This window comes from Sodalis sp. RH19, assembly GCF_047324215.1.
In the GTDB taxonomy this organism is placed as follows: Bacteria; Pseudomonadota; Gammaproteobacteria; order Enterobacterales; family Enterobacteriaceae; genus Acerihabitans.
The window spans coordinates 2156369-2169278 of the sequence record NZ_CP178734.1 but is presented as its reverse complement, the minus strand read 5'-3'; the positions used below and the strand labels follow the sequence as shown (position 1 = coordinate 2169278).

General features: G+C 56.3%; 12 protein-coding genes and 1 pseudogene. 8 read left to right on the top strand and 5 right to left on the bottom strand.

What is annotated here, in order from left to right:
• Positions 1-24: 24 nt before the first annotated feature.
• The 4 genes from ACL2XF_RS09750 to yebS all read right to left on the bottom strand — a co-directional run bounded on the left by ACL2XF_RS09750 (position 25) and on the right by yebS (position 4774).
• Positions 25-216, bottom strand: coding sequence for a YebW family protein (locus tag ACL2XF_RS09750; RefSeq protein ID WP_413728507.1), 192 nt, complete (start codon positions 214-216; stop codon positions 25-27).
• A 227-nt stretch (positions 217-443) separates the two neighbouring features.
• Entirely contained in the window at positions 444-689 is a 246-nt protein-coding gene (locus tag ACL2XF_RS09745) for a DUF1480 family protein (protein WP_410015310.1), read from the bottom strand.
• A 232-nt stretch (positions 690-921) separates the two neighbouring features.
• Positions 922-3552, bottom strand: a complete 2631-nt coding sequence (locus tag ACL2XF_RS09740; RefSeq protein ID WP_413728506.1) for an MlaD family protein — start codon at positions 3550-3552, stop codon at positions 922-924.
• Positions 3524-4774, bottom strand: coding sequence for a membrane integrity lipid transport subunit YebS (yebS, locus tag ACL2XF_RS09735; RefSeq protein ID WP_410015308.1), 1251 nt, complete (start codon positions 4772-4774; stop codon positions 3524-3526). Before yebS ends, ACL2XF_RS09740 begins: the two co-directional genes overlap by 29 nt.
• Before the next feature lie 236 nt (positions 4775-5010).
• Between yebS and ACL2XF_RS09730 the strand changes: the two genes are divergently transcribed.
• The 4 genes and pseudogenes from ACL2XF_RS09730 to htpX all read left to right on the top strand — a co-directional run bounded on the left by ACL2XF_RS09730 (position 5011) and on the right by htpX (position 9473).
• Positions 5011-5508, top strand: coding sequence for a GAF domain-containing protein (locus ACL2XF_RS09730; RefSeq protein ID WP_413722756.1), 498 nt, complete (start codon positions 5011-5013; stop codon positions 5506-5508).
• 95 nt (positions 5509-5603) lie between these two features.
• On the top strand, positions 5604-6326 hold the full coding sequence (gene proQ, locus ACL2XF_RS09725) for an RNA chaperone ProQ (RefSeq protein WP_413722757.1): 723 nt from the start codon (positions 5604-5606) through the stop codon (positions 6324-6326).
• Positions 6327-6345: 19 nt separating this feature from the next.
• Positions 6346-8395 (top strand): annotated as a pseudogene (gene prc, locus ACL2XF_RS09720) (carboxy terminal-processing peptidase).
• Positions 8396-8591: 196 nt separating this feature from the next.
• Positions 8592-9473: a protease HtpX gene (gene htpX / locus ACL2XF_RS09715; protein WP_413728505.1), complete on the top strand. Its 882-nt coding sequence runs from the start codon at positions 8592-8594 to the stop codon at positions 9471-9473.
• 12 nt (positions 9474-9485) lie between these two features.
• On the opposite strand, the gene ACL2XF_RS09710 is transcribed toward htpX, so the two are convergent.
• Positions 9486-10889, bottom strand: a complete 1404-nt coding sequence (locus tag ACL2XF_RS09710; RefSeq protein WP_410015303.1) for an MFS transporter — start codon at positions 10887-10889, stop codon at positions 9486-9488.
• Between the two features lie 213 nt (positions 10890-11102).
• Here ACL2XF_RS09710 and kdgR point away from each other — a divergent pair, with 213 nt between their 5' ends.
• The 4 genes from kdgR (at position 11103) to ACL2XF_RS09690 (ending at position 12849) form a co-directional block, all read left to right on the top strand.
• Positions 11103-11894 (top strand): DNA-binding transcriptional regulator KdgR, encoded by a 792-nt coding sequence (kdgR, locus tag ACL2XF_RS09705; RefSeq protein ID WP_410015302.1) that lies wholly within the window; start codon positions 11103-11105, stop codon positions 11892-11894.
• A gap of 29 nt (positions 11895-11923) precedes the next feature.
• Positions 11924-12172: a DUF2766 family protein gene (locus ACL2XF_RS09700; protein ID WP_410015301.1), complete on the top strand. Its 249-nt coding sequence runs from the start codon at positions 11924-11926 to the stop codon at positions 12170-12172.
• Positions 12173-12335: 163 nt separating this feature from the next.
• A complete protein-coding gene (gene mgrB, locus ACL2XF_RS09695) occupies positions 12336-12479 on the top strand; it encodes a PhoP/PhoQ regulator MgrB (RefSeq protein WP_410015300.1) in 144 nt (47 codons plus the stop codon).
• Between the two features lie 97 nt (positions 12480-12576).
• Entirely contained in the window at positions 12577-12849 is a 273-nt protein-coding gene (locus tag ACL2XF_RS09690) for a YebO family protein (protein ID WP_410015299.1), read from the top strand.
• The last annotated feature ends 61 nt before the right edge of the window (positions 12850-12910 follow it).

Sequence of the window (12910 nt, the reverse complement as noted above, 5' to 3'; positions counted from 1 at the left end):
TTCGGGCTGACTTTTTTTTGCCGCTTAAAAATCGGCATATTCACTGGCCGGCAGCCAGATGCCGTCAATAAACCGTTCGATGGGATAACACCCGCCGTAACGCAACCGCTGTTCCCGCATGCTCGACAAACATTGCGTCTCGCTGCGATAGGCGCCAATGAAGACTTCCTCACAATCCTGTCCCAGGTAACAGATAAAAATCATTAATGCATACATGACGGGTAGCCCTTTACACAATGCCATCCGGCCTGTTGCCGGTTTATCTCTGGTAAGCGTGAAGTATAGCCCAGCTGCGGCAGATAATGGGGCGCGCATCTACGCCCTGGGTGTGCAGCGGGGGCACAACAATAGCGAAGGAGGGATAGTGGTCGGCAAAGGGGTATAACCCTGGCGACGGTGTATCCCGGCGGGAATAGCCCGCCCGTGCAGCGGGGTTGAATCTATTATTCCAGGCGCATAATCCAGGCATCATTATCATGATCGTAATGTTGCCGGAACAGCACCTGTTCTTTTCCGTCGAGGATCGCGGGGATGCTGGTATGTTCATCCCAACCGTCAAGCTGTTTGCAGAGATCGGGGTCGGATTTACAGGGAATACGCAGGAGATTTTGGACATTGCGATCCGCTCCGGCGGAGAGTTCGGCGTCGTCGACTTCGAAACTTCCTATTTTGACAGTAGTCTTGGTCATATTTTTAGCCCTTCTACGCTGTCTCGCCAGGGTCATTCCTGAGGCAAGCTACGTATTAAGCATAGCCAAGATCGCACAAAACGCTAAAAGCGCGCGCCCGATGGGAAGAGGGCAAACCAGCAAGCGCGGGTATGACGGGAAAATCGTAAAGGCGCCTTTAGCCTTATTACCCATCACACCCGTTCCGGTCTCTTGCGCACTCTGACCTTATTCCAAGCGCAACCGGCGCTGTTTAACCCTGCGGAGGAATGGCGGTGCCCCATTCATGCCATTCTTTAGGCTCTTCCTCGCTGAGGACGAAATGCTTACCCGTGGCGGCTTTTGGCGCCAGCGGCGTCGTCGGCGGGGTGGCGAAGGCAATGCCGCCGCGAATAAACTGCTGGAAGGTGCCGCTTTTTACCGAGCCGCCGGTGAGACCGAATTTAAGATCATATCCGGATGCCAGCCAAAATACCGAATTATTGCGCACCAGATGCTGGTATTGCTTACTGATCCGCAGGGCGACATAAACCCGATCCGCCAGCGAACCCAGCGACAGATTGGTTACGGTGCCCACCTCGATGCCGCGGTATAATACCGGGGTGCCGATTTGCAATGAGCCGGCCTCGGGGGTGTCGACCACGACATTTAAGCCGTCCAGGTAACGTGAGTCGGTAATCGTGGCCTGCTGCAGCTCGAAATTACGCGTCGCCTGGCCGCGGCCGGGCTCGACGTTGATATAGGGCTGCAGCAGCGTTTCCAGATGATTGACGCCGGCGGCGGAAATCTCCGGGGTGACCACGGAAAAATGCGTTCCCACCCGGGCGAAGGTTTGCACATATTCCGGATAAAGCACGGCCTGGGCCATAACCTCGCTGTTTTCGGTGGACAGTTTTAACGTTTCCAACTGGCCGATATCGATCCCCAGATAACGGATGGGCATGCCCGGGGACAGCTTACTGGCATCATAGGTGCGCAGGACGATCTGGCTGCCTACCGCGCGGGCGGCGTTCTCCGAACCATACAGTTTACGCGGCGCGCCTTTCGCCAGCACCGCTCCGTCCAGGTTATCGAAGCTGATGGCGCCTTTCAGCGCACGGTCGAGCGGCGAGGCCTGCACGGTAATGCCGCTGCCGTTAATCTGCATGCGCGCGCCGCCCTCAGCCCAAAAAATACTGTTTTCTGTCAGTAACTTGCGATACTGGGGATGGATATAGACATCGACATCGAAGCTTTTCGCCGTCGGGCGCACGTCGATGATTTCGCCCACCTGGAACTTGCGGTACATCACAATGGAGCCGGTCTGGATATCGGGCAGGCTATCGGCGGTGAGTGTCAGCGTCGGGGCGGGCTTGTCGCCCTGAATACCCTGTTCCGCCATTTCCCGGTTGCCATAAAGGGGATACTGGTCCAGCGGCGCCCCCTTGTTGCCCGGAATAACCACGATGCCGCCGTCCAGCCATTCCTGGGCGCTGGTGCCAAGCACCCGCACGCCGTCCAGTCCGAACTTCACATCGACCCGGCTGTTAACGATAAATTTGGTGTTTTTATGCAATAGATCCGCATAGTCGGGTTTGATCGCCGCCTCGAACACGACCTGATTGTCGATCAGCTTGCGGCTCACTACTTTACCGACCGGGATGCCGTGCAGTGTCAGCGGCTGGCCGCTGTCGATGCCGTAACTTTGCGGCGCGGTCAGGCTAAAGGTGCGCACGCCGGGTTCCTGCAACAGCATATGATTGCTGTCGAGCAGGGTAAAATGCTGCTGCGGCTCGCCGCCGCCCGGCACCAGTTCCAGCGTTATGCCGCTAAGCAGGCTGCTGAGATTGGTGTTGTTTAACGACAGCTGCGGCGTATGCATTTCGATACGGGTGCCGCTGCGCATTAAATCGACAATGGACGGATTGATGGTCAGTTCGCCGGTGACTTTTTTATCTTTCCCCAGCGTCAGTTTGGTCAGGGTCCCCACCTCCAGCCCTTGGTATAGCAGCGGGGTATGGCCCTCGCTCAAATTCTGTCCATCAGGCAGGTCGAGGGTGATTATCACGCCGCGCTGGCTGTGGGACAGGTCGGGATAGAGGATATAATTGTCGTCGGACCGGGCCTGTTCGCCCTGGGCGGGGGAGTCAAAGGCGATGGCGCCGTTCACCAGCGCCGCCACGCTTTCCATCTCCAGTTTGGCGCCATGGAAATCCACATCGGCCTTCAGGCCGGAAACGTTCCAGAAGCGGCTTTCCTTTTTCACCAGATCGGTAAAGCGCCGGTCAATCAATACATCGATATTGACGCCGCCTTGGTCGCGGGAAACATCGTAGTCATAGACTTTTCCCACCGGCAGCTTGCGGTAATACACCAGCGAGCCGGTATTAAGCGAACCCAGGTTATCCGCATGCAGATGCACCAGCAGTTCCCCGGTATTCACCCGGTACTTGGGCTGGGTATCGAGGGCGATAAAATGATTTTCCTCTTCGCCTTTGCCCGGCATCATGCCGATATAATTACCGCCGACCAGCGCATCCAGTCCCGAAATCCCTGCCAGCGACGCCTTTGGGGTCACCAGCCAAAACTGGGTGCCTTTGCGCAACGCGTCGCGCATATCGCGCTTGATGCTGACCTCGACCCGGATGCTTTTCAAATCGTCGCTCAGCTTGATATTTTGCACGGTGCCGACTTCCACGCCCTGATAGCGTACCGGGGTGCGGCCGGCGACAATACCGTCGGCGGACACAAAATCAATGGTCACGGTGGAGCCGCGTTCCTGGATGGTGCTGTAGACCAGCCAGCCGGCAATCAGCAGGGCGATGAAAGGCAGCAGCCAGAACGGCGATATGCGGCGTTTATTCCTGACGGCCGCGCTAGTCGGTGTAGTCGGCGTTTGTTGCATGTGCATCCCATATCAAACGGCTGTCTAACCACTCGACAGCAAGAATTGTCAAAATAACGGCGGCGCCAAAATAAAACGCCGCCGGTCCCATGGTAAAGGCCAATAACTGATCGCGATCCACCAGCGACATGGTGATGGAGATAACGAATAAATCCAGCATTGACCAGCGCCCGATCCAGGTCACGAAACGTAATAACCGAATACGTGTTTTCAAGCCGTGCCGGACATTGAAATGAATCGTGATTAATAAGGTCAGCAGCACCACGACTTTAATAAACGGCACCAGGATACTGGCGATAAACACCACGGCCGCCACCGGGATATTGTCCGCCGCCAGCGAAATGATGCCGGCCATGATGGTGCTTTCGTTGCGGCTGCCGTTGATATAGATAATCGAAATCGGCAGCAGGTTGGCGGGTATAAGCAGCACCATCGCCGCAATCAGCGCCGACCAGGATTTTTGCAGGCTGTGGCGGCGCCTCGCGCGCAAGGGCACGTGACAGCGCGGACAGCGCCCGCGCACATCGGCTAAGCCGGTAAAATTACAGGCCAGGCAAACCCTGAGGGCCGCGGTATTGGTACGAAACGCCAGCCGCGCCGGCTGCGGATAAAACCGTTCCCATAACTGGCCGATATTTAAATGCGTCAGCGTCATGATACTTAACAGCGTCAGCGCGATAAACGCCGGCAGCGCCAGGCCGGTGGTCACGGCGGCATAATCCTTGACCTTAATGGCCGCCACCCCCATGCCTATCAGGTAAATATCCAGCATCACCCATTCTTTAAGCCGGTTGAGCATCAGCAGCACCGGGCGCAGGTTCATGCCCAGTCGTTGGCCGAAATACAGGTACAGCAGGGAAAACACCAGCGTGCAAGGCGCGCCGATGGTGCAGAAGGCCACCATGCTGGCGGTGATGGGATCCCCCTGCATCGCCATCTGCCAGATGCCGTGCAGCAGGTTGGCGCTGATGGCGGTTCCCAGCAGGCGCACGCGAATCAGCGCATCGGCGTAGGCAAACGGCATCAGCAGCAGCATGGTCGCCGCCATGGCCGCCAGCCGGTTAATGGCCCACTCGTTGCCCACCGCCACCTTTGCCCGGCAGCGCGGGCAGAACGCATCCTGATATTGGCTTAATTCCGGCAGGATGAATAACGCGTCGCATTGGGCGCAGCGCTGATCGCGGCCCTGGGGGAGAGCGCAATGGATGTGCTGTATTTTCATATTCCGGGACGCTTCGCGGGGGTACGCGCCATCATGCCTGCCTTTCTTATTCCATCAAACGGCAATCGCCACCGGCATGATAGTGCCGGATAGGTTTGCGCAAACATACCTGCGGATACTGGCTTTGTGAAGTCATAACGGGTTAATCTTGTGGCCGTGGGCATTTATTGCTTAAGGTATTGCGACCGGTCCTGACGGCCGGCATTTGAAAGATTAGCTCATTTATTGGTTTTAATATGAAAAAACAACAATGCTATGCTGAATTACTACAAAATATGTCGTCGCTGATCGAGGGCGAGACGCATTTTATCGCGGCGATGGCCAACTGCAGCGCATTGCTCTTCGAACATCTTGATGGCGTTAATTGGGCGGGTTTTTATCTGCTTGACGGTGATACACTGGTGCTGGGCCCTTTTCAGGGTAAAGTGGCCTGTGTGCGCATACCGGTGGGCAAGGGCGTCTGCGGCACCGCGGTGGCGCAAAACAGGATCCAGCGGGTAGATGACGTACACGCCTTCCCCGGACATATCGCCTGCGACGCCGCCAGTAATGCCGAAATCGTGTTGCCGATTACCCTCGATGGCCGCGTGGTTGGGGTACTGGACATCGATAGCACGATTTACCATCGCTTCGACCAGGACGACGAGGATGGGCTGAAAGCCTTGGTGGAACGGCTTTGTCAGCAGTTGGAGCACACCGATCTGCGACGTTTTATCAATAATACTTTATATTGATAGACAGATAACGTGGCATTTGCCGATGGCGTCATTATAATGACGCCTGTTCATGCCTGCGCTGGTTGGCAAACCCGTTGTAATCAGGAAAATTCATGGAAAATCAACCCAAGTTGAACAGTAATAAAGAAGTCATCGCCTTTCTGGCCGAGCGGTTTCCGCTTTGTTTCACCGCCGAGGGCGAGGCACGGCCATTGAAGATTGGTATTTTTGCCGATCTGGTCGCGCGCATCCAGGGGGAGGACAGCCTGAGCAAGACGCAGTTGCGTTCCGCTTTACGGCTTTATACATCAAGCTGGCGTTACCTGTACGGCATCAAACTCGGTGCCCAGCGTGTCGATCTTGACGGTAATCCCTGTGGCGAATTGGAAGCGCAGCATGTAGAACATGCCCGCAAACAGCTTGAGGAAGCCAAGGCACGGGTCCAGCAGCAACGTGCCGCCCAGCAGGCGAAAAAACGCGAAAATGGCGAAGCGCCGGCACCGCGCCGCGCCGCGCCGGCCAACGAGGCCGCCGCAGCCAAAAAAGGCCAGGACGCCGCCGCGCCGCGCAGGCCGCGTCCAGCCAATCGTCCCAAGAGCGATGCCAAGACCGACGCCAAGAACGTCCGGGCATCACAACCGGTTAAACAGGCCGCTCCGGCGCGCCAGGTACCGGTTACCGATATATCAAAATTGCATATCGGCCAGGCAATCAAAGTCAAGGTGGGCAAAGATCCCATGGAAGCAACGGTTATGGAAATTGCCAAAGAAGGGGTACGTGTGCAGCTTTCTTCCGGGATGGCTTTGATTGTGCGCGCAGAACACCTGCAGTTCTGATACGGAGGCCGACCAGGGCATGAACAAATTTGTCAGAGTAACTGCAATTGCAGGGTTGTTACTGGCGGGATCGGCATCGGCGAATGATAATAAAATCACCCGCGCCGACCAGATTCCCCAGCTTCACGAAGAAGCGCAACAAGAGACCGTCAGCGAACGCGTCACCGCACGTTTCACCCGATCCCATTATCGCCAGTTTGATCTGGATGATGCGTTTTCGGCCAAGATTTTCGACCGCTACCTGAACATACTGGATTACAGCCATAATGTCTTGCTGGCCTCCGACATCGCGCAGTTCGCGGATAAGAAAAACCAGCTGGATGATGAACTGAAAAGCGGTAAGCTGGACGTGCCGTACGCACTCTACAACCTGGCGCAGAAGCGGCGTTTTGAACGCTATGAATATGCCCTGGCCCAGTTGGCCAAACCGATGGATTTCACCGGCAACGATACCATAGAGCTCGATCGCAGCAAGGCGCCCTGGCCGCAAAACGAAGCGGAACTGAATAAGCTTTGGGATGCCAAGGTTAAATACGATCAGCTGAGCCTTAAGCTCACCGGCAAGGATGATAACGAAATCCGCGATGTGCTGACCAAACGTTATCAATTCGCCATCCGCCGCCTGGCGCAGAGCAACAGTGAAGACGTGTTCCAAATGATCATGAACGCCTTCGCCCATGAAATCGATCCTCATACCAATTATCTTTCGCCGCGCAATACAGAACAGTTCAACACCGAGATGAGCCTGTCCCTGGAGGGCATTGGCGCGGTGCTGCAAATGGACGACGATTACACGGTGATTAATTCGCTGGTGCCGGGCGGGCCGGCGGCGAAGAGTAAAACCATCACCGTCGGCGATCGCGTGGTGGGCGTCGGCCAGACCGGCAAGCCGATGGTGGATGTCATAGGCTGGCGGTCTCGACGACGTGGTTTCCCTGATCAAAGGTCCGAAGGGCAGCAAGGTCCGTCTGGAAATACTGCCGGCGGGCAAGGGCACCAAGACCCGCATCGTCACCGTCACCCGCGAGCGTATCCGTCTTGAGGATCGCGCGGTGAAACTCACCGTCAAAGAGGTGGGCGGCCAGAAAGTCGGCGTACTGGATATACCCGGTTTTTATGTCGGCCTGACCGACGACGTCAAGGTACAGCTGCAGAAACTGCAAAAACAGAACGTCAGCAGCGTCATCATCGATTTGCGTACCAACGGCGGCGGAGCCCTGACCGAGGCCGTCTCCCTGTCCGGGTTGTTTATTCCCAGCGGCCCGGTGGTGCAGGTGCGCGACAATAACGGCAAAATCCGCGAGGACAGCGACAACGACGGCATTGTTTATTACAAAGGCCCCCTGGTGGTGCTGGTCGATCGTTTCAGCGCGTCGGCATCGGAAATCTTCGCCGCCGCCATGCAGGATTACGGCCGGGCGCTGATCGTCGGCGAGCCGACGTTCGGCAAGGGCACGGTACAGCAATACCGCTCCCTGAACCGGATCTACGATCAGATGCTGCGCCCGGACTGGCCGGCGCTGGGCTCCATCCAGTACACCATCCAGAAGTTCTACCGGGTTAACGGCGGCAGCACCCAGCGTAAAGGGGTGGTGCCGGACATCATCATGCCCACCGGCGACGAGACGATTGAAACCGGTGAAAAATTTGAAGATAACGCGTTGCCCTGGGACAGCATCAAGGCGGCCACGTTCACCAAGACCGGTGACCTGAAACCCTTCTCCTCCGAGCTGTTGAAAGCGCATCAGGAAAGGATTGCCGCCGATCCTGAATTCCAGTATATCGCTCAGGACATCGCCCGTTTCCACGCCTTGAAGGATAAGCGCAATATCGTCTCCCTTAATCTGGTACAGCGTGAGAAAGAAAATCACGAGGACGATGCCATACGGTTGCAGCGCACCAACGAACGCCTGGTGCGGCAGGGTAAAAAACCGGTGAAGACGCTGGACGCTATCCCTAAGGATTACCACGAACCCGATCCCTACCTGGACGAGTCCGTGCATATCGCATTGGATCTGGCTAAGGCCGAAAGCGCACAACCGGCAACGCAGCCGGCTGCCGTCAAGTAACGTAACATAGAGTCGATTATCAAGGCGCCTTAACGGCGCCTTTTTTATGACCGGCATACGGGCGGGAAAAAGCTTAACAAAATGTAAAGTTATGTCTTTTTAGGCACTTAATGCCACGCAATGCTTGAAAACGCCAGGGAAGCCCATACCATCAAGGCTAACGCAATGGGCGTTATTTTCAAGGAATCACCTTCTTATGATGCGTATCGCTCTCTTTCTACTCACCAACCTGGCTGTGATGCTGGTATTCGGTCTGGTACTGAGCCTGACGGGGATACAATCTTCCAGCGTGACCGGGTTAATGATCATGGCGGGTTTATTCGGTTTTGGCGGCGCGCTGGTTTCGCTGCTGATGTCGAAATGGATGGCGCTGCGGTCAGTCGGCGGGGAGGTTATTGAACAGCCCCGCAACGAGACCGAACGCTGGCTGCTGGAGATGGTCCGGCGGCAGTCGCAACAGGCCGGCATCGCCATGCCGCAGGTGGCTATCTACCCGGCGCCGGACATCAACGCCTTTGCTACCGGCGCCCGGCGTGATGCCTCGCTGGTGGCGGTCAGTACCGGCCTGCTGCAAAATATGAGCCGCGACGAGGCAGAGGCGGTCATCGCCCATGAAATCAGCCACGTGGCCAACGGCGACATGGTGACCATGACGCTTATCCAGGGCGTGGTGAATACCTTCGTGATCTTTGTCTCGCGCATCCTGGCCCAATTGGCGGCGGGCTTCCTGTCGTCCAATCGTGATGAAGGCGAAAGCAGCAACGGCAACCCGATGATTTATTTTGCCGTCTCCATGGTGCTGGAACTGGTGTTCGGCGTACTGGCGAGCATTATCACCCTGTGGTTCTCCCGCCATCGTGAGTTCCATGCCGACGCCGGTTCGGCGAGACTGGTCGGGCGCGAGAAAATGATTGCCGCGCTGCAGCGCTTAAAAACCAGCTATGAGCCCCAGGAGGAAAGCAGCATGCTGGCGTTTTGCATCAATGGCAAAACCAACTCGTTCAGCGAGCTGTTTATGTCCCACCCGCCGCTGGATAAGCGTATCGAGGCGCTGCGGGCCGGTACCTATCTCAAATAACGGCGGGGCGGACTAGTCGGCGCCGGAGAAGCTGTCGTCTTCCTGGCGCTGAGGGTTGCCCTGCTTAATGCGCAGCGCGCTCACCAGCGCCGCCGCCGTCGCAAAGCACCCGGCCAGCACCAGCGCCGCGTGAGTGCCGGTGGCGCCGAACAGATTAAACATCAGCGCCACCAGCGCCGCGCCGGAGGTTTGGCCGAACAGCCGGGCGGTGCCGAGCATGCCGCTGGCCCCGCCGCTGCGATTGCGCGGCGCCGAGGTGATGATGGTATGGTTATTGGGCGACTGGAATAAACCAAAACCGGCGCCGCACAGCATCATCCGCCAGATGATTTCCCCATCCCCGGGCATGGCGGGCAACCAGGCCAGCGAAAACAGGCCCAGGGCAAAGGCGCCCAGGCCGATGGCCCCCAGCAGACCCGAATGTACGCGGCCTATCAGCCTTCCGGCCACCAGGGCCAGCAGCATGGTGGCCAGCGGCCAGGGCGTCAGCAGCAGCCCGGTCGCCACTTCGCTGCGGTTCAACACGCTTTGCAGATAAAAGGGCAGGGACACCATAGCCAGCATTTGGGCGCAAAAAGAACAAATAGAGGTTCCCATCGACAGCGCGAACAACGGGATGCGAAACAAGTCCACCGGCAGCAGCGGCCAAGGCTGCCGCAGCTGGTGCCGGACAAAAAACACGCCGATGACGGCCGCCAGGGCCAGCTCGAGCAGTATCCATTGGCCGCCGACGCGTTGTGAAAATCCCCCGAGCGCCGAGAGCAGCAGTCCGAAGGTCAGGGCGTTCAACAGGGCGCTGAACCAGTTAAACCGCTGTCCGCGGTTTTTCAGCGCGTTGACCGGCAGGAACCGCCGGCCCAGGTAAAACGCCAGCAGGCCGATAGGCACGTTAATGGCGAACAGCCATTGCCAGGAGGCGATGGATAACACCCCGGCGGCCACGGTCGGACCGGCGGCGGTGGATACCGCCACCACCAGCGTATTAATGGCCATGCCGCGCCCCAACAGGCGCGAGGGATAAATTATGCGTATCAAGGCGGTATTGATGCTCATCAGCGCCGCGGCGCCCAGTCCTTGCAGCACGCGGGCGCCAATCAGCATCCAGAGATTGTCCGACAGGGCGCAGACCATCGACATCAGGGTAAATACCGCCAGCCCGCATTGATAGACCCGCCGGTAGCCGTAAATATCCCCCAGGGTAGCGAAGGACAGCAGCGTCATGATGATGGACAACTGGTAGGCGTTAATCACCCAAATCGACGCGGCGGGGCTGGCGTGCAGTTCACGGGCAATGGTCGGCAGGGCCACGTTGGCGATGGCGCCGTCCAGAACGGCAAGGCTGATGCTGATGATGATGGTTAATATTGCGCCGTAACGTTGTGGGACAGGTAGGCCGTCGGCAGAGTTCTGGGTCATGAAGGATTAACATCCCGTTAAAAGCATTATCCTAGCATTAAACAGGGGATCGGCGACCGCCGCGCACTCGGATAAATGTAATAAAACGTTCATGCCCGGTTAAAAACATCCTGCAAAGACAATGGTGATTGCGTTAATTGCAGCCTTGCCTTTATAATAAAAATCATGTTCTATTTTTTTTAAAACAAAACAATTATCAGGACTTTTATCACCATGGCGATAGCAGATTTAGACAGACAGCCCGACTCCGTATCGTCTGTATTAAAGGTATTTGGCATTTTACAAGCCTTGGGCGAGGAACGGGAAATCGGTATTACCGAGCTTTCACAGCGCGTCATGATGTCCAAAAGCACGGTCTATCGTTTTTTGCAGACGATGAAGTCCCTCGGCTACGTGTCGCAGGAAGGCGAGTCGGAAAAATATTCTCTGACCCTCAAGCTGTTCGAGCTGGGCGCCAAGGCCTTGCAGAATGTGGATTTGATTCGCATTGCCGATATCCAGATGCGCGTGCTGTCCAACTTAACCCGCGAAACCATTCACCTGGGTTCGCTGGATGAGGACAGCATTGTCTATATCCACAAAATCGACTCCATGTATAACCTGCGCATGTACTCCCGGGTCGGTCGCCGCAATCCGCTTTACAGTACCGCTATCGGCAAAGTGCTGCTGGCCTGGCGCGACCGGGACGAGGCGCGGGAAATTCTTTCCGGCGTGGTGTTTAATCGCAGCACCCAGCGTACCGCCGCCAATGCCGCGGCTTTGCTGCCGGAATTGGATCTGGTGCGCGAACAGGGCTTCGGCGAGGATAATGAAGAGCAGGAAGAGGGGCTGCGCTGTATTGCGGTGCCTATCTTTGATCGCTTCGGCGTGGTGATTGCCGGCTTGAGTATATCCTTCCCGACCATCCGCTTCTCGGAAGAGAGTAAAAGCGATTATGTGAAGATGCTGCACGATGCGGCGCGGAATATCTCCCAGCAAATCGGCTATCAACACTATCCGTTTTAACCGGTGGTCCAGCGCAGAGAGGCGTAATCATGTCCCAACCCTTTTCGGAAAACCAGGAACTGGTCTCCGATTTAGTTGCCTGCCAGTTGGTTATCAAGCAGATACTGGATGTTATCGATGTCATCGCACCCGTTGAGATCCGGGAAAAGATGTCGGGCCAATTGAAAAATATTGATTTTGCCACCCACCCGGGCGCGCAGGATCCGGTGACCCGCCGGGCTATCGAAAAGGCGATCGCGCTTATCGATCTGAAGTTTGACCGGACGGCGCGTCCGTAATCTGATGCGGGTCTGCCGGGGTACATCCTTGGCACCCTATTTTCTTCCACCCATATCATCCGCTTTATAAATCATTATTCTGATAATGAAATCCCTGTGGTTATCATTCGTTTAAGTTTTGCTGGCTAGAATATTTGTATTGCGACGGTACAGGACGTGGGTTTTGAAAAAAAACACTTCAATATCAATACTGGTCATTTTACTGCTTTGCCTGCTGCTGTGGTTATCGGCCCTCAACAGTTTTTGCGATCAGGGCGGTGATTTTTTCAGCGGCATATGCCTGGTGACCAAGTGGATGCCCTGGTAAGCGGGGCGAAGAGGGCGGCAATTTTGACTTGCGGGGTACAATGAAGGCCGCGGAGTGATAAGATAGCTTCTGGTTTTTTCAGTGGCAAGGTCACTTTATGAACGTATTTGGATTTGATAGCATTAATATCGCCTCGATGGCGATTGCATTGGTTTTTTTTATTATTTGCCTGGTGGTCTGGTTTTACCTTAATCGCGCAAGCGTCAGGGCCAACGAACAGATCGCGCTGCTCAATGAATTGCTTGAACAGCAGAAAAAACAGACCGAACTGCTGCTGCGCCTGGGTCAGGCGGGTAATTCCGACAACGGCGCCAAGGCGCTGCCGGCAGGCGAACCCATTCTATTTAAAGATTTTATCGCCGAACGCTAATTTTTGCCTATTCTATGCCATCCTGCCCGGCGCAGCGGTGGCGGCCATCACATAATCCGGT

Bases quoted from the DNA above. Each gene is read 5' to 3' on its own strand.
- ACL2XF_RS09750 (WP_413728507.1), bottom strand. From the start codon at position 216: ATGTATGCATTAATGATTTTTATCTGTTACCTGGGACAGGATTGTGAG.
- ACL2XF_RS09745 (WP_410015310.1), bottom strand. From the start codon at position 689: ATGACCAAGACTACTGTCAAAATAGGAAGTTTCGAAGTCGACGACGCC.
- ACL2XF_RS09740 (WP_413728506.1), bottom strand. From the start codon at position 3,552: ATGCAACAAACGCCGACTACACCGACTAGCGCGGCCGTCAGGAATAAA.
- yebS (WP_410015308.1), bottom strand. From the start codon at position 4,774: ATGAAAATACAGCACATCCATTGCGCTCTCCCCCAGGGCCGCGATCAG.
- ACL2XF_RS09730 (WP_413722756.1), top strand. From the start codon at position 5,011: ATGAAAAAACAACAATGCTATGCTGAATTACTACAAAATATGTCGTCG.
- proQ (WP_413722757.1), top strand. From the start codon at position 5,604: ATGGAAAATCAACCCAAGTTGAACAGTAATAAAGAAGTCATCGCCTTT.
- htpX (WP_413728505.1), top strand. From the start codon at position 8,592: ATGATGCGTATCGCTCTCTTTCTACTCACCAACCTGGCTGTGATGCTG.
- ACL2XF_RS09710 (WP_410015303.1), bottom strand. From the start codon at position 10,889: ATGACCCAGAACTCTGCCGACGGCCTACCTGTCCCACAACGTTACGGC.
- kdgR (WP_410015302.1), top strand. From the start codon at position 11,103: ATGGCGATAGCAGATTTAGACAGACAGCCCGACTCCGTATCGTCTGTA.
- ACL2XF_RS09700 (WP_410015301.1), top strand. From the start codon at position 11,924: ATGTCCCAACCCTTTTCGGAAAACCAGGAACTGGTCTCCGATTTAGTT.
- ACL2XF_RS09690 (WP_410015299.1), top strand. From the start codon at position 12,577: ATGAACGTATTTGGATTTGATAGCATTAATATCGCCTCGATGGCGATT.